27 protein-coding genes are annotated in these 26848 nt (G+C 63.9%); 13 read left to right on the top strand and 14 right to left on the bottom strand.

Going from position 1 to position 26848, the window contains the following annotated elements:
* The first annotated feature begins 197 nt into the window (after window positions 1-197).
* On the top strand, window positions 198-1214 hold the full coding sequence (locus EV698_RS08405) for a transposase (protein WP_130503633.1): 1017 nt from the start codon (window positions 198-200) through the stop codon (window positions 1212-1214).
* On the opposite strand, the gene EV698_RS08400 is transcribed toward EV698_RS08405, so the two are convergent.
* Window positions 1195-2121: a DnaJ C-terminal domain-containing protein gene (locus EV698_RS08400; RefSeq protein WP_130503632.1), complete on the bottom strand. Its 927-nt coding sequence runs from the start codon at window positions 2119-2121 to the stop codon at window positions 1195-1197. The two genes, EV698_RS08405 and EV698_RS08400, sit on opposite strands and share 20 nt — an antisense overlap.
* 172 nt (window positions 2122-2293) lie before the next feature.
* On the opposite strand from EV698_RS08400, the gene rpmB reads away from it, so the two are divergent.
* The 3 genes from rpmB (at window position 2294) to mutM (ending at window position 3592) form a co-directional block, all read left to right on the top strand.
* Window positions 2294-2530: a 50S ribosomal protein L28 gene (gene rpmB / locus EV698_RS08395; protein WP_110882317.1), complete on the top strand. Its 237-nt coding sequence runs from the start codon at window positions 2294-2296 to the stop codon at window positions 2528-2530.
* An 8-nt stretch (window positions 2531-2538) separates the two neighbouring features.
* A complete protein-coding gene (gene rpmG, locus EV698_RS08390; protein WP_130503631.1) occupies window positions 2539-2694 on the top strand; it encodes a 50S ribosomal protein L33 in 156 nt (51 codons plus the stop codon).
* Window positions 2695-2773: 79 nt separating this feature from the next.
* On the top strand, window positions 2774-3592 hold the full coding sequence (mutM, locus tag EV698_RS08385) for a bifunctional DNA-formamidopyrimidine glycosylase/DNA-(apurinic or apyrimidinic site) lyase (protein WP_130503630.1): 819 nt from the start codon (window positions 2774-2776) through the stop codon (window positions 3590-3592).
* A 9-nt stretch (window positions 3593-3601) separates the two neighbouring features.
* Here mutM and EV698_RS08380 read toward each other — a convergent pair whose 3' ends face one another.
* From EV698_RS08380 to EV698_RS08350, 7 genes are all read right to left on the bottom strand, one after another.
* Window positions 3602-4366, bottom strand: coding sequence for a dienelactone hydrolase family protein (locus EV698_RS08380; RefSeq protein WP_207220519.1), 765 nt, complete (start codon window positions 4364-4366; stop codon window positions 3602-3604).
* Window positions 4367-4477: 111 nt separating this feature from the next.
* Window positions 4478-5536, bottom strand: coding sequence for a tartrate dehydrogenase (locus tag EV698_RS08375; RefSeq protein WP_130503628.1), 1059 nt, complete (start codon window positions 5534-5536; stop codon window positions 4478-4480).
* Between the two features lie 17 nt (window positions 5537-5553).
* On the bottom strand, window positions 5554-7245 hold the full coding sequence (gene cydC / locus EV698_RS08370) for a thiol reductant ABC exporter subunit CydC (protein ID WP_130503627.1): 1692 nt from the start codon (window positions 7243-7245) through the stop codon (window positions 5554-5556).
* Entirely contained in the window at window positions 7238-8905 is a 1668-nt protein-coding gene (gene cydD / locus EV698_RS08365; RefSeq protein WP_130503626.1) for a thiol reductant ABC exporter subunit CydD, read from the bottom strand. The genes cydC and cydD overlap by 8 nt, the downstream gene beginning before the upstream one ends.
* A gap of 3 nt (window positions 8906-8908) precedes the next feature.
* Window positions 8909-9907, bottom strand: a complete 999-nt coding sequence (gene cydB, locus EV698_RS08360; protein ID WP_207220518.1) for a cytochrome d ubiquinol oxidase subunit II — start codon at window positions 9905-9907, stop codon at window positions 8909-8911.
* On the bottom strand, window positions 9904-11325 hold the full coding sequence (locus tag EV698_RS08355) for a cytochrome ubiquinol oxidase subunit I (RefSeq protein ID WP_130503624.1): 1422 nt from the start codon (window positions 11323-11325) through the stop codon (window positions 9904-9906). The genes cydB and EV698_RS08355 overlap by 4 nt, the downstream gene beginning before the upstream one ends.
* A gap of 82 nt (window positions 11326-11407) precedes the next feature.
* Window positions 11408-12094: a Crp/Fnr family transcriptional regulator gene (locus EV698_RS08350; RefSeq protein WP_239016240.1), complete on the bottom strand. Its 687-nt coding sequence runs from the start codon at window positions 12092-12094 to the stop codon at window positions 11408-11410.
* A 113-nt stretch (window positions 12095-12207) separates the two neighbouring features.
* Here EV698_RS08350 and EV698_RS08345 point away from each other — a divergent pair, with 113 nt between their 5' ends.
* From EV698_RS08345 to EV698_RS08335, 3 genes are read left to right on the top strand one after another with little or no spacing between them, the layout of a single operon-like run.
* Window positions 12208-12402, top strand: coding sequence for a YgaP family membrane protein (locus EV698_RS08345; RefSeq protein ID WP_130503623.1), 195 nt, complete (start codon window positions 12208-12210; stop codon window positions 12400-12402).
* A 32-nt stretch (window positions 12403-12434) separates the two neighbouring features.
* Window positions 12435-12869 (top strand): DsrE family protein, encoded by a 435-nt coding sequence (locus EV698_RS08340; RefSeq protein WP_207220517.1) that lies wholly within the window; start codon window positions 12435-12437, stop codon window positions 12867-12869.
* 17 nt (window positions 12870-12886) lie between these two features.
* Window positions 12887-13837: a sulfurtransferase gene (locus EV698_RS08335; RefSeq protein WP_130503622.1), complete on the top strand. Its 951-nt coding sequence runs from the start codon at window positions 12887-12889 to the stop codon at window positions 13835-13837.
* A 67-nt stretch (window positions 13838-13904) separates the two neighbouring features.
* On the opposite strand, the gene EV698_RS08330 is transcribed toward EV698_RS08335, so the two are convergent.
* The 5 genes from EV698_RS08330 to EV698_RS08310 all read right to left on the bottom strand — a co-directional run bounded on the left by EV698_RS08330 (window position 13905) and on the right by EV698_RS08310 (window position 20489).
* Window positions 13905-14501 carry a LysE/ArgO family amino acid transporter gene (locus EV698_RS08330; RefSeq protein ID WP_239016239.1) on the bottom strand — a complete coding sequence of 199 codons (597 nt, stop codon included), beginning with the start codon at window positions 14499-14501 and terminating at the stop codon, window positions 13905-13907.
* Window positions 14502-14527: 26 nt separating this feature from the next.
* A complete protein-coding gene (gene hemH, locus EV698_RS08325) occupies window positions 14528-15652 on the bottom strand; it encodes a ferrochelatase (protein ID WP_207220516.1) in 1125 nt (374 codons plus the stop codon).
* A 96-nt stretch (window positions 15653-15748) separates the two neighbouring features.
* Window positions 15749-16405, bottom strand: a complete 657-nt coding sequence (locus EV698_RS08320; protein ID WP_165385759.1) for a CsgG/HfaB family protein — start codon at window positions 16403-16405, stop codon at window positions 15749-15751.
* A 117-nt stretch (window positions 16406-16522) separates the two neighbouring features.
* Window positions 16523-18940 carry a YbcC family protein gene (locus EV698_RS08315; RefSeq protein WP_130503619.1) on the bottom strand — a complete coding sequence of 806 codons (2418 nt, stop codon included), beginning with the start codon at window positions 18938-18940 and terminating at the stop codon, window positions 16523-16525.
* Window positions 18930-20489, bottom strand: coding sequence for a proton-conducting transporter transmembrane domain-containing protein (locus EV698_RS08310; RefSeq protein WP_130503618.1), 1560 nt, complete (start codon window positions 20487-20489; stop codon window positions 18930-18932). Before EV698_RS08310 ends, EV698_RS08315 begins: the two co-directional genes overlap by 11 nt.
* A 98-nt stretch (window positions 20490-20587) precedes the next feature.
* Here EV698_RS08310 and EV698_RS08305 point away from each other — a divergent pair, with 98 nt between their 5' ends.
* The 6 genes from EV698_RS08305 to EV698_RS08280 all read left to right on the top strand — a co-directional run bounded on the left by EV698_RS08305 (window position 20588) and on the right by EV698_RS08280 (window position 25278).
* Window positions 20588-21457, top strand: a complete 870-nt coding sequence (locus tag EV698_RS08305) for a LysR family transcriptional regulator (protein WP_130503617.1) — start codon at window positions 20588-20590, stop codon at window positions 21455-21457.
* Window positions 21454-22353 carry an alpha/beta hydrolase gene (locus tag EV698_RS08300; RefSeq protein WP_239016238.1) on the top strand — a complete coding sequence of 300 codons (900 nt, stop codon included), beginning with the start codon at window positions 21454-21456 and terminating at the stop codon, window positions 22351-22353. The genes EV698_RS08305 and EV698_RS08300 overlap by 4 nt, the downstream gene beginning before the upstream one ends.
* A 15-nt stretch (window positions 22354-22368) precedes the next feature.
* Window positions 22369-22998 carry a GntR family transcriptional regulator gene (locus EV698_RS08295; protein ID WP_165385758.1) on the top strand — a complete coding sequence of 210 codons (630 nt, stop codon included), beginning with the start codon at window positions 22369-22371 and terminating at the stop codon, window positions 22996-22998.
* Window positions 22999-23119: 121 nt separating this feature from the next.
* Complete coding sequence (locus tag EV698_RS08290) at window positions 23120-23476, top strand: helix-turn-helix domain-containing protein (RefSeq protein WP_130503615.1); 357 nt, start codon at window positions 23120-23122, stop codon at window positions 23474-23476.
* Window positions 23477-23569: 93 nt separating this feature from the next.
* Window positions 23570-24586: a zinc-dependent alcohol dehydrogenase family protein gene (locus EV698_RS08285; RefSeq protein WP_130503614.1), complete on the top strand. Its 1017-nt coding sequence runs from the start codon at window positions 23570-23572 to the stop codon at window positions 24584-24586.
* 23 nt (window positions 24587-24609) lie between these two features.
* On the top strand, window positions 24610-25278 hold the full coding sequence (locus EV698_RS08280) for an SOS response-associated peptidase (protein WP_130503613.1): 669 nt from the start codon (window positions 24610-24612) through the stop codon (window positions 25276-25278).
* Between the two features lie 3 nt (window positions 25279-25281).
* Here EV698_RS08280 and EV698_RS08275 read toward each other — a convergent pair whose 3' ends face one another.
* Window positions 25282-26841 carry a BCCT family transporter gene (locus EV698_RS08275; RefSeq protein ID WP_130503612.1) on the bottom strand — a complete coding sequence of 520 codons (1560 nt, stop codon included), beginning with the start codon at window positions 26839-26841 and terminating at the stop codon, window positions 25282-25284.
* Window positions 26842-26848 lie beyond the last annotated feature (7 nt).

The following is a 26848-nucleotide window of genomic DNA, read 5'->3' as shown; positions in this document are numbered from 1 at the left end:
CGAATATCTGCTACCGCCCGATCCCTAAGCCTCTGATCCGGCTGGCGAAAGTTTTCCTGTCAGGTAATACTCAAACCGTGGTCAGTCGGCGGCAACGCGGTTGAGGAAAGGATGCCAAACCGCGCGGCCGGCGACTGCTCCACTCTTTTGCTACTCAACACCACCACACGAACAGTCCGGTCAGGGAGCTATTTCGGATGGGACAGCCACGCCGCAACCAAATCGCCCTTGATGTGACGCCTTACTACCATCTGGTCTCGCGCTGCGTGCGGCGACAATTCCTGTGCGGCGATGACCCACTGACCGGCAAGGATTACTCCTATCGACGCGAGTGGATTCGCCGGCGGCTCGGTCGGCTTGTCGATGCCTTCGCCGTTGATCTGTGCGCCTATGCGGTTATGTCGAATCACTACCACCTGGTCGTTCGGATCGATGAGTCAGCAGCAAGGTCGTGGTCGCCCGCCGAGGTGCTGCGTCGCTGGCTATCCGTGTTCAAGGGGCCTGCCTGGATGCATGAAATCATCAACGCCGATCACTCGACTGCTTTTCATCCCGGAGTGCACCGCATGATCGAGGCGTACCGCTCGCGGCTGATGAGCCTATCCTGGTTCATGCGGTGCCTGAACGAGCCGATTGCCCGACGCGCCAATCGCGAGGATGGGGTGACCGGCCACTTCTGGCAGGGCCGTTACCGTTGTCAGGCCCTGGCGGATGAGGGTGCCGTGCTTGCCGCCATGGCCTACGTTGATCTCAACCCGGTGAGGGCGGGGATGGCAGACCGTCCGGAAGCCGCTTCGGAATGCTCGGCGCTACAACGATTCAGTGCTGCCCGATCAAGACTTGGCCCCGAATCAAAGAACCCCGCAATCATGTCGTTCGATAACGGCGATCGGGATGCGGTGGATGACAAGCTGCCCGGCCCCGAGCTTGAGTATCTGCAACTCCTCGACTGGACCGGGCGATTCATGTCGCGACCAGACTCGGCGGTCATAGCGGCTGATTTACCGCCAATCGTAGCGCGGCTTGGTCTGGCCGCGTCCGGAGTGATTGAATTTGTCACTGGCCGACGGCGATACAGCCAGTCGATGCTCGGGCGTCCCGACCACTCGGCGGGGCTCGCGCGCCAGCTCGGGCGCCACTATGTCAGGGGCTATCGCAGCGCCGCGAGACTGTTTACGGCTGCCGACCGTGGATTCAATCCGACAGGAGGTTAGCTCTTGGATTAAAGTCCAGTGTCGCTTGCATCGATTCGAACATCGACTTCGCTGCTTCCCCATCTACCGGCGGATTCACGATCAAAAGGCTAACGTACTGGTCGCCGGTTTTCTTCCCCGGCAATCCGCGCCCCTTTAATCGTAAACGCTTCTGACTCTGGCTCTCGGCCGGGATATTCAAATCCACCCTGCCGCCGAGCGTTGGTACTGCAACCGTGGCGCCGAGCGCGGCTTCCCAGGGGGAAATCGGGAGCGTGAGATAGACATCTTTCCCATCGAGCTGAAAGTGCCTGTGCGGCCTGATCATGATTCTGATTAGAAGGTCACCGCTGTCGCTGCCATCCGGTGACGGTTCGCCCTGTCCCTTGAGCCGAATTTTTTGCCCGTCAGTTACGCCGGCGGGGATTTTTACCTTCAATTCGCGTTGTGCCTGTCCCGCTGTGCTCAGGGTAAGTGTCTTCGTTGAGCCGGCGTAGACGTCCTCAAGGTCAATGGTCAGCTCGGCATTGGTGTCGCGACCACGCGAGGAGGCATAGTGCCTGTCCCATCCCGAAGTCTTCGCGCCACCTCCGAAAAGGCTCTCGAAGAAGTCGCTGAAGTCGCCGAAGTTCTCCTCGGTGCCAGCTCCGGAAGTTCGCCGTGAGCCGTAGCGTTGGCCGCTTGGCGGTGGTGTAAAGTCCTGACCAGCTTGATAGTTTTCCCCGAGCTGATCGTAAAGTCTGCGTTTTTCCGGGTCTTTCAAGACCTCGTACGCCTCGGAGATGCGCTTGAATTGGGCTTCCGCGTCAGGCTCTTTGCTTACATCCGGGTGATACCGGCGGGCAAGCCGGCGGTATGCCTTCTTTATCTCTTCAGCCGACGCGTCCTGGCTGATGCCAAGCGTCTTGTAGTAGTCCTGATACTCCATTTCCTTTTTGTGCCTGTCCCAAACTTTCTTATGAGTAGACTTTGTGCTTTCCCGGAGTAAATTCAAGGAGTAAGGGTCGCTGACGTTGCAGTAGCCGATCGATGCTGGTATAAAACACGGCTCAGTGAGCGCAATTGCGCATCGGCTCTGTAACGGATTTCGGGAGGGCCAAATGGCCAAAGTCTGTCAGGTCACCGGCAAGCGCCCGATGACCGGAAACAACGTCTCACACGCCAACAACAAGACGCGCCGTCGGTTCCTGCCCAATCTGCGCTACCACCGCTTCTGGCTCGAAAGCGAGAGCCGCTGGGTGAGGCTGCGGATTTCCAGCAAGGGAATGCGGCTTATTGATAAGCTCGGCATTGAGCAGGTCGTTTCCGACCTGCGTAGCCGCGGCGAGAAGGTCTGAGGTAAATCATGCGCGATAAGATCAAACTTGTGTCGTCCGCCGGGACAGGGCACTTCTACACGACCGACAAGAACCGCCGGAACACGCCGCACAAGCTCGAGTTCCGGAAGTTCGACCCTGTAGTCCGCAAGCACGTGGTCTACAAGGAAGCGAAAATCAAATAAAAGCGTCTGAAACCGCCGATTCCAGGGCCCGCCGCGTGCGGGCCTTTTTGTGTCGGCATCCCGGATGGACCGAGACCTGATGCCTGAGCTGCCGGAAGTTGAAACGACGCGAAGGGGGTTGGCGCCTCATTGTGTTGGCGCGGTCATTACCCATGTAGCGGTTCGTGAGACGAGGCTGCGCTGGCCCGTGCCCGCGTCCCTTGCAGAGCGTTTGACGGGAGCGCGCCTGCAGCACCTTGATCGTCGCGGCAAGTATCTGATCATGCGGTTTGACTCGGGACGATCACTCATTCTTCACCTGGGCATGTCTGGCTACATCCGTGTCGTGTCGCCAACCGCCACCCCTCGAAAACATGATCATATCGATTTGATGTTCGATAACGATCGATGCCTGCGTTTCCATGATCCCCGACGATTCGGGAGCGTCCATCTGACCGAGGGACCCGCTGAATCCCATTCGCTGTTGAGCTCACTCGGACCGGAGCCGCTCGGCGAGGCGTTTGATGGCGGCTATTTGCACGCGAGGGCAGGCAACCGCCGGTTAGCCGTTAAGTCATTCATCATGGATAGCCAGGTCGTTGTCGGTGTCGGCAACATTTACGCGACCGAGGCCCTGTATCGGGCCGGTATCCACCCAGGGCGTGGAGCGGGGCGGATTTCTCGACAACGGTTCGATCGGCTCGCTGCCACCATTCAGGACGTCCTAAGCGAAGCCATCGACGCGGGTGGCACGACCCTACGCGATTTCGCCCGTAGCGATGGCCAGCCGGGTTACTTTCAGCAGGCACTGCATGCGTACGGGCACGGAGGTAAGCCGTGCGCTCGGTGCGGGAGAACCATGCGCTCGGTACGCCTTGCCCAGCGCGCGACGGTCTACTGTCCCGGCTGTCAGCGCTGAGTCATCCGGCTAGTCAGCCGGCTCGGAAAGTGCCTGTCCCAAAAATCGCTCCATCGCTGCCCAGGATTGCAGATCCGCGGAGGCGTTGTATCGATCCGACGCTCCCCAATCGGTGAATGCATGACGTGCGCCGCCGTAAATCTCCATGGTGTAGGTGGCTCCATCCTCGTCCAGCCTGGAGGTGAGGTTGGCGACCTCGCTCATCGGCGCTACCTGGTCACTGCTCCCGTGAAGGATGAGCAGTGGCCCATCCACCTGTTCATAGTTCTGCTCTTCCGGTGTGCCCAGCCCACCGTGGAAAGACACAAAGCCATCAAGCGCTGCCCCTGAGCGCGCCAGTTCGAGCAATGCAGCGCCACCAAAGCAATAGCCAATGGCGACGGCGTTATCAGTGTCCATTACCTGCTGCGTGCCGGCAGCCTCGAGCCCCGCTTGCATGAGCGCGCGCATCCGCGCCCGATCGGCGTAGAGGGCATTCGTCAGTTCACGCCGACGCTCAACCCGCTCGGGACGGATGCCGGTGCCGTAGAGGTCGATCGCAAAGGCAGCGTAACCGCTGCGCGCGAGCATCTCTGCGCGTGTTTTTTCGTAATCGCCCAGACCATCCCAGTCGTGGATAATGATCACTGTTGGCTGTTCATCGCCCAGTGCATCGTTATAGGCGGCATAACCCTCGAAGGCCTCGCCGTCGTGGCTGTAACGGATCGAATCGGTCACGATCTCCGCCTTTGCCGCCACAGACAGGACGGCCAGGATCACTGCGGTTGCCGTCATTCCACGCAAGATTCGCATTGCTTTACCCTGGATCATTTTTGAAGTTGGCGGCGGCAGTATCGTGCCTGTCCCAAACCTAGCCTGTTTTGTGCCTGTCCCGAACCTACGAACCTACTCCAGCTCCGCCAGCAGTCGATCCGTGAATTCGACGGTGCCCGCGGTACCGCCGAGGTCGCGGGTCAGGACTTTGCCCTCGCCGGTAACGGTCTCGAGGGCGCCCATCAGATCCCGGGCCGCGTCGTACTCCTTGAGGTCCTCAAGCATCATGACGACGGTCCAGATCATTGCGATGGGGTTGGCGATATCTTGACCGGCGATATCCGGCGCCGAGCCGTGCACCGGCTCGAACATGGAGGGTATTGCCGGATCGGGGTTGATATTTGCCGAGGGCGCGACGCCGATGCCGCCCGCGGTTGCCGGCCCGAGATCGGAGAGGATATCGCCGAACAGATTCGTTCCGACGATTACGTCGAACCAGTCCGGGTGGGTGACCAGATTCGCGGCAAGGATGTCCACGTGGTACTGCTCGACCGCGACATCGGGATAGCGCGGCGCCATCGCTGCGACCTGTTCGTCCCAGAAGGGCATGCTGTGTTTGATGCCGTTGGACTTGGTCGCATACGCGAGCGTCTGTCGCGGCCGTGACTGTGCCGTTCGGAAGGCATAGTCCAGGATCCGTTCACTACCCTTGCGCGTGATGACATTTGCCTGGATTGCCATGGCCTCGGGAAGCCCGTCATAGAGCCGACCGCCGATATCGGAGTATTCGCCCTCGTTGTTCTCGCGGATCACGAGGTAGTTGAGATCTTCGGGCCCGCGGTCGCGCAGGGCAGACGTCAGACCACGGAGGAGCCGGACGGGCCGTAGATTGACGTACTGCCCGAATTCCCGGCGAATCGGCAGTAGCAGGCCCCACAGCGAGACGTGATCGGGGACGCCCGGATAACCAACCGCACCCAGCAGAATCGCGTCATGCGGGCGCAGCTGATCAATGCCGTCGTCCGGCATCATCGCGCCGTGTCGGGCGTAGTACTCGCAGGAGTAGGGAAAGTCGGTGAGCTCGAAATCAAGGCCCGGACGGCGCGCCAGGGCGTCGAGGCAGCGAACGGCGCTGGGCATGACCTCTTTGCCGATGCCGTCTCCGGGGATCAATGCAATGCGGTGCGTCATACGAGTCCCTTTGTTGTTCAGATCGCCTCGGAAAGGCCGCCCGCACGCAGGACCAGGCAACGGTCAACGCCTGGCAGCGCCTCCGATCCGTGCCCCAGAACGATCGCGGTGCGCTCGGCCAGCCACTCCGAGAGGGTGGCCGAGACCGCCCGGGCGGTGTCTTCGTCGAGACCGGTGAGCGGTTCATCGAGAATCACGATTGCAGGATTGCGCATGAAAAGTCGCGCGAGCGCAAGACGTCGTGCCTGTCCCGCTGATAACTCCATTCCCGATTCGCCGACCCAGGTATGGAGCCCGTTGTCGGTGGATGCGACAAAGTCAGCCAGTTCGACACGCTTGAGTGCCGCCCACATTGTCGGCTCATCCGCATCGCGACTGGCAATCCGGAGGTTGCCGGCAAACGTGCCGCTGAAAAGGTCGGTCTGCTGGGTGAGGTAGGCCAGGTCTGCGTAGAGCGAGTCGACGCTGAAGTCGCCGATGTTGGTGCCGTCGATCCGGATCGTGCCGCTATCAGCCTTGATTTGCCCCGCCACCATGGCGGCGATGCTGGATTTTCCGCATCCCGACATCCCGATGATACCGACGGTCTCTGCCGGCCGGATATCGAGACTCAAGCGATCAAGGACCCTCGCCCCCGCGCCCCGGATCAGCGATACCGAATCAATACTGACCCGCGGTGCAGCGGGGAGGCCGCTCGTGCGTAGCGCCGGCTCTGTGCTGTAGCCAGACTCCTCGATTGTGCCTGTCCCGTAGTGCAGTCGTTCGGCGGAGGCCCGAGCCCGGGCGAGCTGGAGGCCGGCGGCCGGCAGCACGCCCAGGGGCTCGAGGAGGGCGAGCACGGCCAGCGGCATCATGACAGCGACGGGGCCGCTGATCTGATCGGTCTGGACGAGGTGCAACGCGACGAGCAGGACACCGATGGCGGTTAATTGCACACCGCTGTTGAGAAATGCCTCGCCATACGCCATCCGCTTCGCGAGCCGTTCGTCCCGGTGACGGGCCTGTTCATCGGCATCCATAACCGCCTGTCGGTGATAGTCGAGACTGCCGAAGGCGGTCAGCTCTGAGAGCCCGGTGACGTGATCCATGGCGGTTGCCCGCAGTGCCGCCGACGACTCTGCCGCATCGCGGGTAAGGCGCTGACCGGTCCGCCACGACACCAGCAGTGACCCGCCCGCCATGGTGGTCAGCACCAAAATAACGATTCCGCCGAGCCAGGGTGCGCCGATCGCGAGCAGGGCGCCGACGATAAAGATGGCGAGGAGCGCGACTAGCGGAGGAGAGAGACCGCGAAGGTACAGCCCGTCGAGGCGATCGATATCGGTGGTCAGTCGATTCAGGAGCTCGCCACTGCGAAGACGCGCCATCTCGGCGGGGTTGAGGTGGCTGAGCATGGTAAAGACGCGGCCACGCAGGTCCCGCAGGAGTCGCAGTACCGTGTCGTGATTGAAGATGCGCTCGAAGTACCGGGCGGCGGTCCGGGACACCGCGAACGCCCGAATACCTCCCCCGGGCACGTAGACGTCGAGTGTGGCGGCGACGCCGGCGGCAAGTAGCGCACCGGTGACGGCCGTAGCCGTGATGAACCACCCCGACAGGGCGAGAAGGCCGATCCCGGAGGCGCTGGTCGCGAGCATGAGCAGCGCGCCCAGCATGAGCCGTCCACGATAACGGGTGAGCATCTGTAGATAGGGTTTAAGCTCATTCATCGGCGATCATCTCGAGCCTCTGCTCACTGATGCGGTACCGTCGATCGGCCACGGTGCGGAGCGCTGCATCATGACTGCTGATCACGATGGCCCGACCCTCGCTTGCCAGCGCGTTGATAGCCTGTAGAACGTAGGCCTCGGTCGTCGCGTCCAGGGCGTTGGTGGGCTCATCGAGCAGGATCATCGGCGCCGGTGATACCAGTGCCCTGGCAAGGGCGACGCGCTGTGCCTGTCCGCCTGAAAGCGAAAGACCGCGTTCACCAACGACGGTGTCGAGCCCCTGTTCCAGTCGTTCCGTGAATTCCATAACGCCGGCCTGTCGGGCTGCCTCGAGGATCATCGGATCATCGGCCTCGGGATTGCCGAAGCGGATATTGGCGCGAATGCTCGCATTGGCGAGGAAAGGCGGTGAACCGAGCCAGCCGATCCGCGGATCCGGGAAGCGGCGATCGATCTCGCCCGAGGCGGGCGGAAGGAGGCCCGCGATGGCCAGGAGGAGGGAGGTCTTCCCTGTCCCCGATGGGCCTTCAATGAGAACCCGCTCGCCGGCATCCACGTTGAAGGACTCTGCGTAGAGGACCGTCCCCCGCCCGACCCGGTCGACGCGCAGGCCGGATATCTGCAACGTGCCTGTCCCGAAGTTTTCACCCTCGAGCAACGTGCCTGTCCCGAACCCTTCTTCCGCCGTCGGCCGTGATTCGAGTTCGTTAAGCAGTTCGGCGGCGCCGAGTGCGGTGGCGCGGTCGTGGTAGTGCTGGGCGAGTGTCCGCAGCGGCTGGAAGAATTCCGGCGCAAGCAGGAGGATGAACAGGCCGCTGAAGAGCGTGAGCTGTGGCGACGGGCCATACTCGATGTACCCGAGCAGTCCGAAGCCGATATAGATGGCGACCACCGCGATCGCAACCGAGGCGAAAAACTCTAGGACGGCGGAGGACAGGAACGCGACGCGCAGGACGCGCATGCTTCGTTGCCGATACTCGTCCGATCCGGAAACGATGCCATCGGCGGCATCTTGCGTTCGTCCGAAAAGCCGCAGCGTGGTCAGACCGCGAACGCGATCCAGGAACTGTCCGGAGAGGCGCCCCAGCGCCAGGAATTGATCCCGGTTGAGCCGTTCCGCGCCCATGCCCACCAGCGCCATGAAAAGCGGGATGAGCGGTGCGGAGAGCAACAGAAAGCTGGCGGCGATCCAGTCCTGGGAATAGGCCGCGACCGCAATGGAAAGCGGCACGATCACGGCGATGGTCATCTGCGGAACGTAGCGGGCGAAATATCCGTCGAGTGCATCCACCTGATCGGTCAGCTGACTGCTCAGCTCACCGCTGCTCACGTCGGCCAGGCCTGCTGGCCCCAGAGACTCGACATGATGGATGAGTCGTCGGCGAACGGTAGCCCGGACCGTTGCTGCGGCCGAGATGCCCGCGGCTGATCGGAGTGATGCAAAGACCGGACGCAGCGCCACAACGCCGATCAGGCCCAAGGCCGGGAGCATGAAATCGGCCAGCGGCCGCTCATTCATGATGACTTGCTGGATCAGCCAGGCGATGAAACCCGCCTGGGCAATAATCAATCCACCTTCAATGGTGCCGCACAGCGCGGCCAGCCGGAGTGGCCCGACAACTTCACGGCGTTGCCGGGCCAGCCATGCCTTCGGCGTCATTCCCTAGTGATAACCGTCGCCGACCCGCACTTTGCCGCGGAAAACCCAATAGGTCCACGCGGTGTAGGCCAGAACGACAGGGATCACGAAAAGCACACCAACCAACAGGAACGCCTGCGACTCGGGCGCCGAAGCGGCGTCATACAGCGTGTAATCCGGGGGCACGACATACGGCCACTTGCTGGCGAGCAACCCCAGATAGGTAAAGATGAAAAGCCCCATCGTGGCGACGAACGGTACTCCCTCGTCACGCCGACGCACGGCTCGCATGACAAGGTAGGCACAGCCCATTGCCCCGGCCGGCAGTAGCCAGATCACGAACAGGTTGCTGAACCAGCGATCGCGTACGAATTCGTCGACCAGTGGCGTCCAGAAACTGATGATCAGGAACACACCCAGCAGCCCCGCCAGAAGCCTCGGTGCCATTCGATAGGCCCAGTCCTGCACCGCCCCCTCGGTTTTCATGATCAGCCAGGTGCTGCCAAGCAGCGCGTAGCCAACGAGAAGCCCCACGCCGGTAACCAGTGTAAAAGGCGTCAACCAGTCGAAAGCACCGCCCGTGTAGACCATGTTCTCGGTCTGATAGCCCTGTATGTAGGAACCGACAACGATCCCCTGGGCCAGAGCGGCCACTCCGGATCCTATGCAGAACGCCGCGCTCCAGTAGCCCTTCCTCTCGCGACTTGCCTTGAAGCGGAATTCAAAGGCCACGCCACGGAAGATCAGGCCGGCAAGCAGGACGAAAACACCCAGGTACAGGGCCGGCAGGAGTACCGAGTAGACCAGCGGGAAGGCGCCCAGCAGGCCGGCACCGCCCAGCACCAGCCAGGTCTCGTTACCGTCCCAGAAGGGCGCGACGGAATTCATCATGACATCCCGTGACTCCTCGTCCGGGGCGAAGGGATAGAGAATCCCTACGCCCAGATCGAAGCCGTCCATGAGGACGTACATGATGACGCCGAAGGCGATAATCGCCGCCCAGATCATCGTGAAGTCAATCATGTCCAGTCTCCCTTCAGCGGAGCGGCAGGCGTTGCATTACCGATCGGACCACCACCGGAAAGCGGACGCTTGGGATGGGCGCCGGCCTCGTCATTGTCGGGGACCGAATCTTCCATACCGCCCTTGACGACCCGCCACAGGTAGTAGCCACCCGCGCTGTAGATCACGGCATAGACCGCCATGTAACCGATCAGGCTGGTAAGGGCCATCCACCCGGTCAGCGATGGTGTGATGCCCTCGCTGAAGCTGACCATGCCGTAGACCAGCCAGGGCGCGCGTCCGGATTCCGTGGTGAACCAGCCCGCGACAACGGCGATGAACGGAGCGGCGATCATCAACGGCATCAGGCGATGGAAAATCCCCGGCTCGTAGAGCTGCCGGCGAAGCCGCAGGACCAGCCCCCAGAGCCCGACACCGATCATCAGGAAGCCGATGCCCACCATCGCCCGGAAGGTCCAGAAGACGATGGACGCAGGCGGCTGCTCGGCCGGCGAGGCCTCATTTATACCCGGTACCACGCCATCCGCATGATGGGTGAGGACGATGCTTGCCAGGTTGGGAATTCCGACCTCGAACAGGTTGCCCTGCGCGTCCTTGCTCGGCAGCGCGAACAGAAGAAGCGGCGCACCGGCCTGGGTCTCCCAGTTACCTTCCATCGCCGCAAGCTTGGTCGGCTGGTACTCCATCGTGTTCAGGCCATGGAAATCACCGATAACGGCCTGCGCCGGCGCGAGAAACAGGATCATCCAGAGACACATCGACAAGGCCTTCTTGTTCGCCTCGACCATGTGACCCTTCAGCAGATACCAGGCGCTGACACCGGCGACCACGAAACTGCCGGTCAGGAAGCTGGCGACCACCATGTGCGTGAACCGATACGGGAGCGACGGATTGAAGATCGCCTCCATCCAGCTCGTGACGTGGAACATACCATCGCGAACCTCGAACCCGGCCGGCGTATGCATCCAGCTGTTGGCGGAAAGGATCCAGAATGCCGAAATGAAGGTGCCGAGCGCGACCATGCATGCTGCGAACAGGTGGGTGCCCCGTGGAACCTTGTCCCGCCCGAACAGCAGCACTCCGAGGAACGCGGCTTCCAGGAAGAACGCGGTCACGACCTCGTAACTCAGAATGGGTCCGAGGAAATTGGCCGTCGCCTGCGAAAAGTTACTCCAGTTGGTACCGAACTGGAACGACATGACGATGCCCGAGACCACGCCCATACCGAACGCAACGGCAAACACCTTGGTCCAGAACCGGGACAGCTGCGCCCAGGCCGGGTTGCCGGTCTTGAAGTGCAGACTTTCCAGCAGTGCGACGTAGGACGCCAGCCCGATGGTGAACACCGGGAAGATAGCGTGGAACGATATGATGAAGGCGAACTGGATTCGCGATATCAGTACCGGATCAAATTCCATGACATTTGCCTCTGTCTTTTGCAACCAGGGCGCAACACATGCGCCTTGTCTCTACCCTGTGCCGGCACCGCCGGCCCCGGCTTCAAGCGGTATTTTCGTCCGCTTTCACCTGGCAGATTCGATTGAGCGCCGGAAGATCGGTGATAGTGATCAGCCCGCGCTCGAGTTTAACGAGCCCGCGACGTTCGAACTCTTTCAGGAGCCGACTAACAACCTCGCGAGCGGATCCTAATTCTACCGCAAGATCCTGGTGCGTGGCGGATAATCGACCGTTCACTTGACGCTCGACAAGTCGTTGGGCAAGTCGCTCATCCAGGCGCCGGAAAGCAACCTCTTCAATCACCAGCATCAGCGACTGCAACCGCTGGCCGTAACTCTCGAGTATCGCCCGCCGAAAGCACACCGCGTCATCCATCAGTCGCTCGGTGAGTGCTCCCGGTATCATCAGCACCTCGCTGTCTTTTTCAACAACCGCCTCGGATTGATGATGGCTATGCGTGAGCAGGCAGCTGAAAGACAACGCACATATTTCACCCGATTGGATCCGGTAGAGGACGATTTCGTTCCCGGACGCCCCGATCATCTGGACGCGGATCTCGCCGCTGAGTACCAGCGGCAGGCCCTGGCACGGGTTGCCGGCCGCGAAGACCGGCGTACCAGCGGGCATCTGCAGACGCTTCCCGCCTTCGGCTACGCGTTGCCATGTGGTTTCATCGAGCGCTTTGAGCAACGCATTGCCTGTCACTGCGGGCTCTTCGACTTCTTTCACTGCACTAATCCACTCGCGTTGTGTGACTTCATCACTGAACGGTCATCGCCAGGAGGCGCCTACTGCAAATGCCATTAAACCTGAACCAGACTTGTACCGTAAGGAGAAAAGAGATGCTCAATAAAAACATCGGATCCGTCGATCGCGCCCTGCGCGCCGTGGTGGGGCTGGCGCTGATCGCGCTGGCAGTCTTCAGCCAGGGCATGGCCTGGGGCTGGATCGGCGTGGTGCCACTCGCCACCGCCGTATTCAGTAGCTGCCCGGCCTACAGCCTGATTGGCGTCAACACTTGCGGCAGCAAGAACTGATCTACCACCACGATACAACAGGGTTACCTATCATGAAGACAATGCATCAGTTTCTCGCCGCCCTTGTCCTGACCCTGTTCTCCGCCGTTGCGATGGCGCAGAACGGTCCCGACATGCTCACTATCCTGACCAGTGATGAGGACGAGACACAGGCAATGGCCCTGATCCTCACCATGCAGGCCCAGAAGAACGGGGCAAACCCGCAGATCCTGCTTTGCGACGATGCGGGCGATCTCGCCGTGACCTCGGAGGTGGGCGAGTCGGAGACCCTGCGCGGACCCGACGCGAGCCCGGCGCAGATGATCCAGGGGCTGATCAACAACGGTGTCCAGGTAGACGTCTGCGCTATTTACCTGCCCAACCGCGAGTTCACCGAGGCCGATCTGATTGAGGGCGTGGGCGTCGCTCAGCCACCGGCGATTGGCGCGCTTGTGGCGGATCCGGATGTCCGTCGTTTCACATTCTGATGACCGGAGGAGTGAAAATGCGAGTACCCGAGTTGATTCCCGTGGCCCTTCTCGGGGTGGCCATCGCGCTGCCCGGAGCCGCGGTCGCGCAGACGACGGAGCCCGTGACGGTCCCCGGACCGGTTGTCGACGCGGACTGGGCGCTGGATCACGAAGGGGGAATCACCCTGATCAACGTCTCGCGTCGTCCATCCAATTATGACGCCACCGGGTTCGTCGATGGTGCGCCGTTTGTCGGGATGTCGGAATTCATGACCGAGCGTCCGGGCATGAAGGGCACGATTCGGTATCTGGCGCCGTCACCGGAGCGCTTCGAGACCGTCATGCAGGGCCTGGGTGTGGATGATGGCGATGCGATCGTCATCGCACCGGCGGGCGACAAGGTCTACGGCGATGCCACGGCCGCCACGCGCCTTTACTGGCAACTGAAGTATCTGGGGCATGACAACGTCGCGCTCCTCGATGGCGGTGCGGCCGCCTGGGATGCCGCGGGCGGACAGGTGTCGGATTCGCCCGGGTCGTCGGCGGGTGGCACTTATACCGCGGGCTCGCCGAGGGACGCCCTGTTTTCGTCCACTGAGGACGTCGAGGCCGTGATTGACGGCGAGCAGTCGGCCCAGCTAGTGGATAATCGTCCGCTGGCGCAGTTCACGGGCCAGATGAGCAAGGATTACGTGGACGGTAGCGGCTACCTGCCGGGAGCCCGTCCCGTACCGTTTACGCTCTTTGTCGAGTCTCGGGATGGCGTCATCTACTGGCGCTCTCCGGAATCGGCGCGCGAAATCGTCTCGGCGATGCTACCGGGCGTGGATGGTCCGATGATCAGTTACTGCAACTCGGGGCACGTATCGTCGCTTGCCTGGTTCGGTATGTCCGAGATCGCCGATCTGCCGGATGTCTCGCTCTATGACGGTTCGCTGCATGAGTGGACGCTGGACGGTGATCGCTCGCTCGTGATCGGCGAATAAGCCATGAAGTTCGGGGCCGGCTTCGTGCCTGTCCCGAACTTTAACTTTGTGCCTGTCCCGAACCTCTCTATTCCCCCAAAGCCAGCTGCGCGGCGATCAGCCACATGAGGACGCCGATAGTTGCCTCGAGCAGGCGCCAGGCCAGCGGGCGGGCGAGCAGGCGTTGCAACCCTCGCGCGCCGTAGCCAAGCGCAAAGAAGAACAGGAAAGACCCCGCGATCGCGCCACCGGCGAATGCACCCCGCGCGCCCTCGTACTGCGACGAGACCGTTCCCAGCATCACCACCGTGTCCAGGTAGACGTGCGGATTGAGCCACGTGATCGCGAGACAGGTGAGCAGCGTCGTCCCCAGTGAATTCGCTCGATCGCTACCGGCATATGTGCCGGCAGCGTCCGGTTGCAGGCCGCCACGGGTGCGCAGGGCGGCTAGCAGGCTCCGCCCGCCGTAGAGGAAGAGGAAAAGCGCGCCGGCCGTCCGCATCGCCGGCTCGAGCCATGGCAGCCACTCGGTGACTCGGCCGAAGCTGGTAACGCCCACGGTGATGAGGATCGCGTCGGAGACCGCGCAGGTCAGGCACACCGCAAGGACGTGCCGGCCGAGGAGACCCTGCTTAAGGACGAAGGCGTTCTGGGCACCGATCGCGACGATGAGCCCGAGGCCCACCGCGAGACCGGTGAGAAAGACAATGGTCAGTGATCGCCGCTCATCGCCTGGTCACTGCCCATTGCCTGCGCACGCTCGAGCGTGGCCTGCGGATCACGGCGACTGCGCTTGACGGTCGGATCGGCCTCCGGCCAGCCCTGCACATGATCGACCACCAGGTCGGTCAGCATGTCGACATGATCCTCGCGGGCGTTCAGCGCGCGGATGTAGCGCAGATGCTCACCGCCGTTATCCTCGAAGATCTCGGCGTTCTCGCCCTCGATTTCCTCGAGTGTCTCGAGGCAGTCGGCGGAGAAGCCGGGGCAGATCACGTCGAGGGTCTTCATGCCGGATTCCGCGAGCGCCTTGACGGTCTCGTCGGTGTAGGGCTTCAGCCAGACCTCGCGACCGAACAGTGACTGGAACGTCACCTGCCACTCATCGTCGGCCAGTCCCAGGCGCTCCGCGACCAGGCGGGCGGTTTTCTGGCACTGGCAGTGATAGTTGTCGCCGTTGAGCAGGTAACGCCGCGGCATCCCGTGGAAGGAAAAGAGCATTTTCTCGGGCTTGCCATTCGCCTCGCGGTGCTCGCGGATGCTGTTCGCGAGGGCCTCGATGTAGCCGGGATCATCGTGGTACTGCCCGACCAGCCGCAGCTCGGGGATCTTGCGCCACTTCTTGAGTTCGTCAAAGACGGCGTCGTAGGTCGAGCCGACGGTGGTTGCCGAGTACTGCGGATAGAGCGGCAGCACCACGATGCGCTCCGCCCCTTCGTCCCTAAGCTCCTGGAGTTTCTCGCGGATGGACGGGTTGCCATAGCGCATCGCAAGCTTGACCGAGACCGGGCCGGGAAGGCGCTCCTGAAGCCGCTCTTCGATCGCCGCGGTCTGTTTCTTGCCGATGGTCAGCAACGGCGAACCGCCTTCCTCCCAGACCTCGGCATAGGCAGCAGCGGACTTCTTCGGCCGGGTGCGGAGGATGACCCCGTGCAGCAGCAGCCACCAGAGCACCCGGTTGATCTCGACGACGCGCGGGTCACCCAGAAACTCCGCCAGATAGCGTCGGAGTGCCGGCGTTGTCGGCGCATCGGGTGTGCCCAGGTTGGTCACGAGGATGCCCAGCCGCGGGACATCATCATGACGGGCGTTGGGCTTGGAACTGAACATCGGCATGTCGGTAAGACCTTGCAATTGAGATTGAGTAGGAATGATAGGCCGGAACGAGCGGCGGGGAAAATGCAATAGTCCGGCCGGATTGATAGCCGCCGCCTATCTCGTTGGGTCGCCGCCCGCCATCCCGCGCGTCGGCAGGCTCCGCGTCAGCTGATCCACCAGCACGGCGGTCTGCTCCTGGCGCCGGGTGGACAGGGCATTGCCAATGACATCGCCGCCCACGGCGCCGCCCACGCCACCGACAATGGCACCGGTACCGCTGTCACTGCCGACTTCTGCGCCAATGATGCCGCCGCCGATTGCGCCGAGTATCTGGCCTGCCCGGCGGCTCATGTTCGCGCCGGAACGCGCACTGCCGGAGGCCGACCAGAGGATGGTGCCGTCGTTCACATCCACCATCTGGGCGCTCATGCTCATGTCATCGCCGAACTCGGGGACGTTGACCAGTATGACGCTGTCGACGTTGAGGATCTGGCCCGCTCGTGCGGCGCCGGAGGCTGTCGTTACGTCGGAGCGCGAGAAATCCTGCTCGGTGAGCACCGCCTTGATCTGGCTGCGCTCGATCGGGCTATAGCCCCGCCCCAGCAGTGCCTGGTTGAACATGCTGGCGACCTGATCACGGGCCGCCTGGCCCCCGATCCCGTCCACCGAGATGACGGCGGTGCGCTCCACCGTGTTGAAGTCGTAGCTGCGATTGTATTCCCCGCTGCCGCTCACGGAGGCGCAGCCCGCGATCAGCAGCGCGATCGCCACTAAAATCCCGAGAGTCGATAAACGCCGTGTACTCGGCATGGGTTTGCTCCATCGTTACGTTCCACACGGTGTGACCATGGCATCGCATGATCATTCATGGCACCGAGTCTAGCGTATTCAGGCGCTTGTCGACGTCGAAGCCGTGTCTGCCTCGGGGTGATGCGTCAGCGCCGACCATTGCCCGTCGATGGTATAACGCCAGGCGAGCCGGCCGTGGTTGTCCATCGCCAGCAGGTGGAGCCAGCGATTGTCGAACAGTGATTGCACCGACGGATGCCGCGCAAGCGTGTCGCTGATCGCCTCTTTCGGTGCCTGGATGGCAACGGTCAGGCGCAACGGGTCGTGGCGTTGACGCTCGCCATCGTGGACCGACTGCCACGGTAATCCCGTCCGCAGCATGCCCCCGTTGCCCTCGAGCACGCCGATGCCACCGACGATGTTGTGAATCAGCTTGTTGCCGGCGCCGAACAGCTCCGGGGCGACGGCGGAGCCGTAGTACTGGAGACTGATCCAGCTGGCGACGATCACCGGCGCGGTCAGGATCAGCTCGAGGACCGGATAGTCCTGGCCGGCATCCGGCCGCCAGTCGTAGTCATGGAGGAACGCCCGTCCGCCCAGATCGACGCCCCGGGTAGCGGTCCGGGGGGCGGCAATCAGGATCTGACAGCCGGCCAGTCCCCACTCGGGCCGGACCTCGGACCAGTCCCGGGCGCGCCGCTCGATGGCGCGGGTGCTGTCGGCCCGCGGCAGCGATCGGCCGCGCTCGGTGCGGGCGAGCTCGCCGGCACCGGCCATCCAGGTCTGCACGCGTTTCAGCCGATTTCCGTCCACCGGCCTGTCGACATCCTGGTCGTAGAGCCGGACCCGGTCGCGGGTCGTGTCATGGAGCCCGGCCATGAAACAGGTGTCGTCGGGGATGTCGATACCCCGATTCGTGAGCCCGGCCCGAACGGTCGAATCATTGAGTAACGAGGCCAGCAGCCGTGCGTTGACGTCACCCGCATAACCCCCACAGGCGCCGCACTGCAGGGCACTGCCATGGGGATTGTTCGTGACGCTCGCGTGATGGGCCATGAGAAGGACAAGGGGCGCGAACCCCTCGGTCAGCGACATCGCCCGCAGGATTGTCTCGGCGGTATCGACACGCTCGTCGGCATCCGGCACTGGCGTGAAATGCGGTGTCGGCTCGCCGGGTAGGGTTTTCTCGGCAAGTCCCAGGGATTCCCGGATCAGCCGCGTGATGTAGACCGGTCCCATGGCCTCGACAAACGCGAAGGACGACACCGCCGCCAGCTTGAACCGCCCCCAGGCCCGCTTGGCACGCGCGGTATGGCGTTTCGCCGCATCCGCCGGATCCTGGTCGCCGCCCCCCGCACGCGAGTGAAGGCCGGGAGCGAGCAGTGCCGGCAGCCGTGACTCCTGCACGTCGGAGGCGAAGCCCTGGTGCGAGACCGGGAGACCGAAAAAGCCGGCGAATCCGAAGGTTTGCGTCGAGGGAGCGACCTTTTCCAGTGCCCGCCGAAAGACCTCCGAGCGGACATCGATGCAGAACGCCGCCTGCAGGGCCGGACGCTCCGCGGATTGCGCCATGGCCGATTCGGTCTCATGCCCGGCGGTGCCCACTACCGCGGCAAGCTGGCGCTGACCGGCGCGCTCGGCCGCCTCCTGGAGGATTTCGTCGACCACATCGTCCGGCGTCACGGTGACGGGCTGTGCATAGCGCGCTTTCGCCTCCGCCCAGGCCGGGCCGAGGGCATCGCCGTAATGGGTGAACAGCGCCTCGTCCCAGAGTAGCCGGATCGCCAGCAGTTCGACGAGGGTGGAATCGGTACCGCCCTCGAGCTCCGCCTGCCACTGCTGATAGCGGGCATACTGCGCCCACCCACCCAGCGTAAGCAGCAGTGTGTGCCAGTAGGCGGGCAGCATTTCGGGACTCAGTCCGAGCCGGTCGATGGCGCGTTGCAGGTAGGTGCCGGGGCGATCCGGCGCGTCGGCGACAAAGCGGGCAAATCCTTTGAGACCGAGAATTTCCGGCGTCAGGTCGTGAACGGCGTGGCTGCGAAAGGCGGTCCAGGTGTCACCGCGCCGGGGCGCCGCCCACAGGGCCTGGCCCTGGTCGAAGTAGCCGGCCGCCCAGTGGCCGAAACGCTCCTCGACAATCTCCGGCCAGTCCGTCCCGGAGATCGATTTTGCCAGCTCGGCAAGGGTGGGCGCGGGGTCAGCCGCGGGGCGAGGTGCCCGCGCCGCCGCCATCAGCTGCTCGCAGTTGGCGGGCCGGTCCGCGTGCGGTGACGCCATCAGTGCCGCCGCCAGATCGGCCCGGGTGATCGTCCCGCTGTCTACCTGCCGGCAGCGAAAGGCACGCGGGGCGATCGCGTCGACACCGCCCACCCGGCGCAGCTGGGCATGGGTGAATGCGAGTGTCTGATCCGCCTGGCCGAGAAACGGATTGACTGCCACCGAGGCGGACAGCGGCCAGAGCGGCGGGATCTGGCGACCGACCTCATCGGCGAGGCTCATCGGATCAGCGGACATGGGGGTCTCCGTAGTGGCCGAGCAGCCGCTCGACGAGGACGTGGATATACAGGCCGTTGGCGAGGTGCACGCGCAATCCGCCCATGGCCGGGTGATAGGCCCACAGCGGGAAGAGCGCCTGGGCGAGCGCGACCAGTCCGAAGCTGGCAACGGTCAGGATCAGCAGGGCCCATTCCAGGGGGCCGGGCGCGGGCGCCACCGGCAACGCGCGGGCGGTGAACGCGTCGGCGCCCACCTGGAGCGTGAAATAGCTGATCGAGGCGCCAACCGAGTACAGGGCGGTACGCCGGGTCAGCGTCCGCGGTGCGGCATCCGCGAGCCCCTGGGCGATCAGATACGCCACACCGAAGATCAGCATGGCGCCAAGGGCGATGGCCTGGGGGGGCTTTTCGTCCAGGCCGAATGCAAACCCGATGATCCCGTAGATCAGCAGCGCGATGAGGAATGCACGGCCGACCGCCCCCGGACTCGGCGTCGCCACGGGCCCGGGGCGACGGATGTTGGCGACACCCTCAATGGCGGCACCGGAGAACAGGAACGCATGCGCCTTGTAGAGGGAATGCGCGACGATGTGCAAAAGCGCCAGCGGGAACAGCGCCAGTCCGCACTGCATGATCATGAAGCCCATCTGGGCGATGGTTGACCAGGCGAGCGAGGTCTTAACCGCCGACTGGGTCAGCATGACCATGGCGCCGAACAGGGCCGTGAAACCACCTACCACGACCAGTAAGGCGAGGACTGCGGGGCTGAGCAGAGCCACGTCGGCCAGACGGATCAAAAGAAATCCGCCGGCATTGACCACACCGGCATGGAGCAGGGCCGAGACCGGCGTCGGGGCCTCCATCACGGTGGTGAGCCAGCCATGGGTGGGAAACTGGGCCGACTTGAGCAGTGCGGTGATAGCCAGCAGGGCTACGGCTGTCTGAGTGACGGCCGTGCCGGTCACGGATCGAGCGCTCTCGAGGACAGACGCGATGTCCGTGCTGCCGAATTGCCAGATCAGCAGCCCGAGTGCGCCCAGCAGGGCGAGATCACCGACCCGCACGAACACCAGCCGGTTACGGGCGGCCCTGACCGCCCGGGGGCGCTCGGCATAAAAGCACAGGAGTTGCTGGAGACAGCGACCGGTGACGATCCAGGCGAGCGCGAGCTGGACCAGGTTGCCCGATTGCACCAGGAGCAGAACGGCGGCCAGTGCCGCCAGCAGCCAGCCCATGAAGACGCCTTGCCGGGCCTCGCCGTCGAGGTAGACCCGGGCATAGCGCACTACCACCCAGCCGATGAAACCCACCAGCAGGATCATCGGGACACTGACGCTATCGACACGGGCACTGAAGCCGATACCGCCGGCGCCGACCAGGAGACTGGTGCCCGGTCCGTCGAGTGCGAACACGATCGCCGTGGCGATGGCGACAGCGAGGCCGGTGAGGGTCGCGGCCTCGGCGGCGATCAGCAGTCGTCGCGGCCGCTGACCAGGTGCCCGGATGGCCAGCACGGCGGCCAGTGCCAGTATCGCGGCACTCACTAATGGTAGAAAATAAAGACTCATTGATTCCCCCGGTGATCAGGCTCGCGACATCCTAATGAAGTCATTCATCGGTTAAAAATACTGATATCCGCGCTTATTGTTCGATAAAATAGAACGATATGGCGCAGCTCAACTATCATCATCTGCAGTATTTCCAGGTGGTCGCCCACGAGGGCCACCTCACACGGGCGGCTCGGCGACTGCGCATCTCCCAGTCGGCGCTGTCATCACAGATCCGTCAGCTCGAGGAGCGCCTCGGTCAACCGCTGTTCGATCGGCGCGGGCGCGCCCTGCACCTGACCGAGGCCGGGCGGATCGCGCTCGATCATGCGGATACGATTTTCGCCACGGGGGATGAACTGCTCGCTACCCTCCAGCAGACGGGGCGTACCCGGCAGGCGCTGCGGGTCGGGGCGCTCGCCACGCTGTCGCGGAATTTCCAGCTCGCCTTTCTGCGCCCGGTGCTCGATCGCACCGATGTCGAGGTAGTGCTTCGCGCCGGCGGTGCCGGCGAGCTCTTTGACGCGCTGAGTACGCTGCAGCTGGATGTCGTCCTGACCAACGCCCCGCCGCGGCTGGATGCGCTGCACCCGTTTATTACCCATCGCCTCGCCGAACAGCCGGTCAGCCTGATCGGCGTGCCGGCGCGCGTGGGTGGCGAGCAGCCGCTGGCGAGTCGGCTGGCAACGGCGCCACTCCTCCTGCCGACCCGCTCCAGTGGCCTGCGCACCGCCTTTGAAGCCGTACTCTCGCAGTACGATATCCGGCCCCAGATTGCCGCGGAAATCGATGACATGGCCATGCTCCGGCTCCTGACCCGGGAGGGGATCGGGCTCGCGGTCATTCCGCCGATCGTGGTGCGCGATGAGCTCGACAGCGGGGAGTTGCTCGAGGCCGATCGCCTGCCGGCCATGAGTGAGACGTTCTACGCGGTGACCACCGAGCGCCGATTCCCCAATCCGCTGCTACGCGAGGTGCTGCCGGGATGACGATGCTGGTGTGGACCGGCGCGGTGCTGCTGGTCCTCGCGGCACTCGCGTGGGCGGCGACGCGGTGGTTGCGACACAGCCTGGCGGCGCCGCGGCGACCCGTCGAGGGCAGTCCGGCGGATCACGGGGTCAGCGGCATCGCGGTGAGTTTCCCCACCCGGCGGGGCCGGTGGCTGTCGGGCTGGTTGCTGGACGGCGACCCGCGCATCGGGCGGGTGGTCATTTGCCACGGCTGGGGCGTCAACCGACTGTTCATGCTCTCGCTGGCACGGCCGCTGCAACGGGCCGGCTGGCAGGTCCTGCTGTTCGATGTGCGCAACCACGGCAATAGCGATGCCGACGATTTCTCGTCCATGCCGCGCTTTGCCGAGGATATCGTTGCCGCGGTGGCGTGGCTGCGTCGCAATGATGACGGCGACGAGGGTCCACTGATCATTGCCGGGCACTCTGTCGGCGCCGCCGCTACTCTGCTGGCGGCGGCGTGGCGGGACGACGTCGATGGTGTGATCAGCCTGTCCGGGTTCGTGCATCCCGAGCGGATGATGAAGCGCTGGCTCGCCGCCCGCCATGTCCCGTTCATCCCCTTTGGCTGGCTGGTGCTGCGCTACGTGGAAGCCGTCATCGGCCACCGCTTTGCCACCATTGCGCCGGTGTCGGTCATCGGCCGGATCCGCGTGCCCGTGCTCATCGCCCATGGACGTCGTGACCGGGTGATCCCGCCGGTGGACGCCGAGGCGCTCGCCCGGGCCGGCGATCCGGGGACAACCACGCTGGTGTGGCTGGAGGGTGATCACGACCTCAGTGACGAACTGGCTGAGCAGTGGCCGCGGCTCGTCGCCTTCCTCGACGCCGTGGCGGACGGCATTGCAAGCCGCAAAGACCGCGGGCACGATTAGCGCGGTATGGATACCGTGACCGATCAGATTTGCCGCAGCGTCCGTCTACGCATTCTCCAGGGAGGTTTCGACGGCGGCGACTTCCTCACGGAACAGGCCATCGCCGACGAGCTGGGCGCATCGACGCTCTGCGTGCACGAGGCACTGGCACGGCTTGCGGGCGATGGCTGGGTCGAGATCATTCCCTATCGCGGAGCCCGGGTAATCGAGTGGACCCGCGAGGACAGCCACGAGATCTTCGAGCTCCGGGCGTTGCTCGAGGCCTACGCCGCGCGGCGTGCCGCGGTCCGTATCCGCGCCACCCAGCTGGCGCGCCTGCGCACCGTTGTCGATCAGGAATTAACGCTGGTGCAACGTCCCGAGCCCCCACACGACGTGCTCAGCGACCTCAACCTCGAGTTCCACCAGACCATCCTCGCCGCGGCCGGCAGCCGGCGGCTGCAACGCTCGCTGGAAACCGTTCTGCACGGGGCGACTTCGGCGCGCAGCACCTATGGACTGACCCGATCGGTGATGGAGAATGCGCTCGATGAGCATGCCCGGATCGTCGATGCGCTGGCCAATGGCGATGGCGAGCGTGCCGGCGACCTCATGCAGGTACATATCCTCTCCGTGGCCCGCGGTCAGCCCGAGCAACCGACCTGACGAACCGGTACCCGGTCACGGTTTCCCGCCCAGGCATCAACTAATTTAGTAGTCGAATTTGATTGCGACTTGCTGGTGGCGTGGCTAGCGTCCGGTGGGTCTGGGGAAACAGGGGGTTGCCATGGACCGGCAGACGGTGCTCACCGATGCGCACCTGACCGAGCAGCTGAGGGAGGCGATTGCGCCTGCGCTTCCCTACGGCGCATCACTGATTCCGCTGGATATCCTGGTCGCGGTGACCCGGGCGCATCATCGTCAGCGGCCGCTGAGTGTCAAACAGTTGCTGGCGATACTGCCGTATTCCGTGACCGGGATCCGCTACAACCTCGCGCAGCTCGTTGCCGATGGCTGGCTGATCAAGTCCCGCCAGGGCGAGGATCGACGCCTGGTCCGGCTGTTGCCCACCGAGCGGGTGACGGATGCCTTTGCCGAGGTGCGTGATTCATTTCAGTCCCGACTGCGTTCCCATCTCGAATAGCACGACCCGCACGCAGGAGAGGCTTGCCTCCGGCCGTCGGGGCGCTCAGCATGACCGAATTGATGGATTCGGGTCACTGTGGAGGAGATGGACATGGCCAATCGGGTACTCAGACTCGCCCCCGGCGGCGGCTTCGATAACGTCGGCATCGAGCATGTGGATGATCCGCCCGCGCCCGGCAGTGGCGAGATCACCGTGCGGCTGCGCGCCAGCTCGCTGAATTTCCACGACTACGGCGTGGTAAAAGGCCCGTTGGCGCCCCGCAACGAGGCGCGCATCCCCCTGTCCGATGGCGCCGGCGACGTCGTTGCGGTGGGGGCAGGTGTCAGCGACTTTGCCGTTGGCGACGCCGTCGTCAGCACCTTTTTCCCCGACTGGATCGACGGGCCGGCCGTCCACGAGGGATTCGGCAGGACGCCGGGGGACGGCATTGACGGCTATGCGCGTGATGCCGTGACCCGCGCCGCGAACGCCTTCACGCGCATCCCGGCCGGATGGAGTCATGCCGAGGCGGCGACGCTGACCACGGCGGGCGTGACGGCCTGGCGGGCACTGTTCGTCAATGGCAATCTCAAGCCCGGTCAGACCGTACTGACCCTGGGCACTGGCGGTGTGTCGATCTTTGCGATCCAGATGGCGGTGGCGGCTGGCGCACGGGTGATTGCCACCTCGTCGAGCGATGAAAAACTCGCTCGTCTGCAGGCGATGGGGGCCGAGGCCGTGGTCAATTACCGCCAGACCCCGGAGTGGGGGGCGGCGGTTCGCGACCTCACCGATGGGCGGGGCGTCGATCATGTGATCGAGGTCGGCGGCCCCGGCACACTGCAGCAGTCGATGAAGGCCGCGGCCGTCGGCGGCCATATCGCACTCATCGGTGTGCTAACGGGTGTCAACGGCGATTTCCCGCTGATCCAGGCGCTTGTCCGGCAGCAGCGACTGCAGGCGGTGCTGGTGGGCAGCCGGCGCGATCAGCAGGATCTGGTCGAGGCGATGGAGGCCACCGGGATCCGTCCGGTCATTGATCGACATTTCCCTCTCGAGGAGTTGGTAGCGGCCTTCCAGCACGAGGAAAGCGGCGCCCACTTCGGCAAGATCTGCATCGACATCTAGGCCCGGCAGCCGCGGCTTGACCGATGTGCGGACGCTTTGATCTGCATGCCCGTCCCGATACGGTCGCCCGCTCGATCGGGGCGACGGCCACCGAGCCGGGCCTCGCCTCGGCGCAGGGATATAACATCACGCCGGGCCGGTCGATCCTCACGGTGTATGCGGGCCCGGCGCCGGATACCCCGGCGCTCGGCCTTGCCGGGTGGGGCTTTCGTCCGCAATGGGCGGGCGATGATGCCCCGGCACCGATCAATGCCCGGGCGGAAACGGTGGCAACGTCGCGCTATTTCCGTGACGCGTTTGCCCGCCGCCGTTGCCTGATCCCTGCCAATGGCTGGTTCGAGTGGCAACAGACCTCCACCGGCAAGCAGCCCTGGTACGTAACCGCCACGGATACGCCACTGATCTTCTACGCCGGCCTCTGGGCCGACTCGGATCAGGCGCCGGGTCGCTGCTGCGCGATTATCACCGAGCCGGCCCGAGGGGTTGCCGAGACGATTCACCCCCGCATGCCGCTGGTGCTCGCGCCGGAGGCCGCAGCGACCTGGCTCGACCCGTCACTGACCACTCGAAAGGCGATCCGGCGGGCGGTTCATCGGCTCGATCCGGACAGGCTCTCCGCCTGGCCGGTATCGACCCGTGTCAATCGACCCGGCGAGGATGATGCGACGCTTCTCGACCCCGTCGAGGGGTGATGCTCAGCGCACCAGCCCCTGCTCGCGGGCCATGGCATAGGCCGCCTTCGGACCGGTCCACAGCGATGGCAGCAGAACCAGTGACACCGGGATAGCAGTGACCACGATGAACTGCTGGAGCGCCGAGATCTGGCCGGCCCCCATATAGAGCAGAATCGCGGCCATTACCGCCAGCGTGATGCCCCAGAACGCCCGCACCGCCGTGTTCGGCCGGTCATGACCGGTCGCCACCATGGAGATGGTGTAGCTCATGGAGTCACCGGTGGTCGCCACGAAGATCGTGGTGAGCACGAGAATGGCGGCGGCCATCACCGAGCCGAGGGGCAGGGCCTCGGCCACGGTCAGGGTGGCGACGTCGAACTGGAAGTTGGTCAGCGCCTCGGCGAGGTCGATATCGCCGTTCAACTGGTAGAAGATCCCCGAGCCGCCGAGCAGCGTGAACCAGATCGTGGTGGCGATGGGCGCGGCGACGCAGACCGCGAGGATCATCTCGCGCACGGTCCGGCCCCGCGAGATGCGGGCCACGAATAGCGCCATCAGCGGCCCGTAGCCGATAAACCAGGCAAAGAAGAACACCGTCCACCACTTCATCCACCACTCGGGTGCGGTCTGGCTGGTCATTGTGGCCATGGACAGGAAGTTGCCCAGATAGGCGCCCATTCCCTGGGTATAGGCATCAATGAGGAACAGCGTTGGCCCGAACAGCAGGATAACGGCGCCGATGGCCAGTGCCAGGTAGACGTTGAGGCGGCTCAGCAGCTGGATGCCGCGATGGATACCGCTGATCGCCGAGGAGACATAGATAATGCCCAGCACCACGAGCACCGCGAGCTGGGTGCCGTAGCCACCGGGCAGGCCGAAGAGCACGGTGCCGCCGTAGGCGACCTGGGTGGCGAGAAAGCCGATCGGGCCGACCGTCCCCGCCACCACGGCGACGACGCAGACGGCATCGACGATACCGCCGAAGGCACCGTGCATGACCCGGTCGCCAAACACCGGGTAGAGCAGGGTACGGGGCTGCAGGGGCTGGCCATTCACATAGTGCGCATGCGCCAGCACCAGGCTGGTGAGCCCGCCGAGCACGGCCCAGGCGAGAAAGCCCCAGTGCATGAACGACTGTGCAAGCGCGCCGCGTATGGCCTCGACCGTACCGGTCTCGGCATCAAAAGCGGGTGGGGTCTGGGCAATAAAGTGGTAGACCGGCTCACCCGCGGCAAAGAACACACCCCCTCCGGCGAGGAGGGTGCACATGATGATGGCCAGCCAGCGGAAGGAACTCATCTCGGGTTTCTCGAGATCGCCCATCACGGCCCCGCCGGCGGGCGAGATCGCCACGCCGATGGCGATGACGAACGTCAGCAGCAGCAGTAGCTGGAAATACGAGCCGAGGTATTTCGCTGTCCAGGCAAACCCGCTGCCCACGAGCCCACTGACAAGATCGACATCAAAGATGGAGAGAGCGATGAATAGCAGGATGAAGCCGGCACTGAGGCCAAGGACCCATGGGTCGCCCAGTGTCGATCGTTGTGTGCCTGTCCCGTACTGGTTTGCTGCGTTCACCATTTTTGAT

The sequence above is a fragment of the Spiribacter vilamensis genome (assembly GCF_004217415.1).
In the GTDB taxonomy this organism is placed as follows: Bacteria; Pseudomonadota; Gammaproteobacteria; order Nitrococcales; family Nitrococcaceae; genus Spiribacter; species Spiribacter vilamensis.
This window is presented reverse-complemented; position numbering and strand designations above follow the sequence as displayed.

What these genes read in the sequence shown, in the direction of transcription:
- mutM (WP_130503630.1), top strand. Translation starts at nt 2,774, where the DNA reads ATGCCTGAGCTGCCGGAAGTTGAAACGACGCGAAGGGGGTTGGCGCCT.
- EV698_RS08310 (WP_130503618.1), bottom strand. Translation starts at nt 20,489, where the DNA reads ATGAGTCTTTATTTTCTACCATTAGTGAGTGCCGCGATACTGGCACTG.
- EV698_RS08285 (WP_130503614.1), top strand. Translation starts at nt 23,570, where the DNA reads ATGGCCAATCGGGTACTCAGACTCGCCCCCGGCGGCGGCTTCGATAAC.
- rpmG (WP_130503631.1), top strand. Translation starts at nt 2,539, where the DNA reads ATGCGCGATAAGATCAAACTTGTGTCGTCCGCCGGGACAGGGCACTTC.
- EV698_RS08375 (WP_130503628.1), bottom strand. Translation starts at nt 5,536, where the DNA reads ATGACGCACCGCATTGCATTGATCCCCGGAGACGGCATCGGCAAAGAG.
- EV698_RS08400 (WP_130503632.1), bottom strand. Translation starts at nt 2,121, where the DNA reads ATGGAGTATCAGGACTACTACAAGACGCTTGGCATCAGCCAGGACGCG.
- EV698_RS08305 (WP_130503617.1), top strand. Translation starts at nt 20,588, where the DNA reads ATGGCGCAGCTCAACTATCATCATCTGCAGTATTTCCAGGTGGTCGCC.
- cydC (WP_130503627.1), bottom strand. Translation starts at nt 7,245, where the DNA reads ATGAATGAGCTTAAACCCTATCTACAGATGCTCACCCGTTATCGTGGA.
- EV698_RS08345 (WP_130503623.1), top strand. Translation starts at nt 12,208, where the DNA reads ATGCTCAATAAAAACATCGGATCCGTCGATCGCGCCCTGCGCGCCGTG.
- hemH (WP_207220516.1), bottom strand. Translation starts at nt 15,652, where the DNA reads ATGCCGATGTTCAGTTCCAAGCCCAACGCCCGTCATGATGATGTCCCG.
- EV698_RS08290 (WP_130503615.1), top strand. Translation starts at nt 23,120, where the DNA reads ATGGACCGGCAGACGGTGCTCACCGATGCGCACCTGACCGAGCAGCTG.
- rpmB (WP_110882317.1), top strand. Translation starts at nt 2,294, where the DNA reads ATGGCCAAAGTCTGTCAGGTCACCGGCAAGCGCCCGATGACCGGAAAC.
- cydD (WP_130503626.1), bottom strand. Translation starts at nt 8,905, where the DNA reads ATGACGCCGAAGGCATGGCTGGCCCGGCAACGCCGTGAAGTTGTCGGG.
- EV698_RS08300 (WP_239016238.1), top strand. Translation starts at nt 21,454, where the DNA reads ATGACGATGCTGGTGTGGACCGGCGCGGTGCTGCTGGTCCTCGCGGCA.
- EV698_RS08340 (WP_207220517.1), top strand. Translation starts at nt 12,435, where the DNA reads ATGAAGACAATGCATCAGTTTCTCGCCGCCCTTGTCCTGACCCTGTTC.
- EV698_RS08315 (WP_130503619.1), bottom strand. Translation starts at nt 18,940, where the DNA reads ATGTCCGCTGATCCGATGAGCCTCGCCGATGAGGTCGGTCGCCAGATC.
- cydB (WP_207220518.1), bottom strand. Translation starts at nt 9,907, where the DNA reads ATGATTGACTTCACGATGATCTGGGCGGCGATTATCGCCTTCGGCGTC.
- EV698_RS08280 (WP_130503613.1), top strand. Translation starts at nt 24,610, where the DNA reads ATGTGCGGACGCTTTGATCTGCATGCCCGTCCCGATACGGTCGCCCGC.
- EV698_RS08380 (WP_207220519.1), bottom strand. Translation starts at nt 4,366, where the DNA reads ATGACGGCAACCGCAGTGATCCTGGCCGTCCTGTCTGTGGCGGCAAAG.
- EV698_RS08335 (WP_130503622.1), top strand. Translation starts at nt 12,887, where the DNA reads ATGCGAGTACCCGAGTTGATTCCCGTGGCCCTTCTCGGGGTGGCCATC.
- EV698_RS08355 (WP_130503624.1), bottom strand. Translation starts at nt 11,325, where the DNA reads ATGGAATTTGATCCGGTACTGATATCGCGAATCCAGTTCGCCTTCATC.
- EV698_RS08275 (WP_130503612.1), bottom strand. Translation starts at nt 26,841, where the DNA reads ATGGTGAACGCAGCAAACCAGTACGGGACAGGCACACAACGATCGACA.
- EV698_RS08405 (WP_130503633.1), top strand. Translation starts at nt 198, where the DNA reads ATGGGACAGCCACGCCGCAACCAAATCGCCCTTGATGTGACGCCTTAC.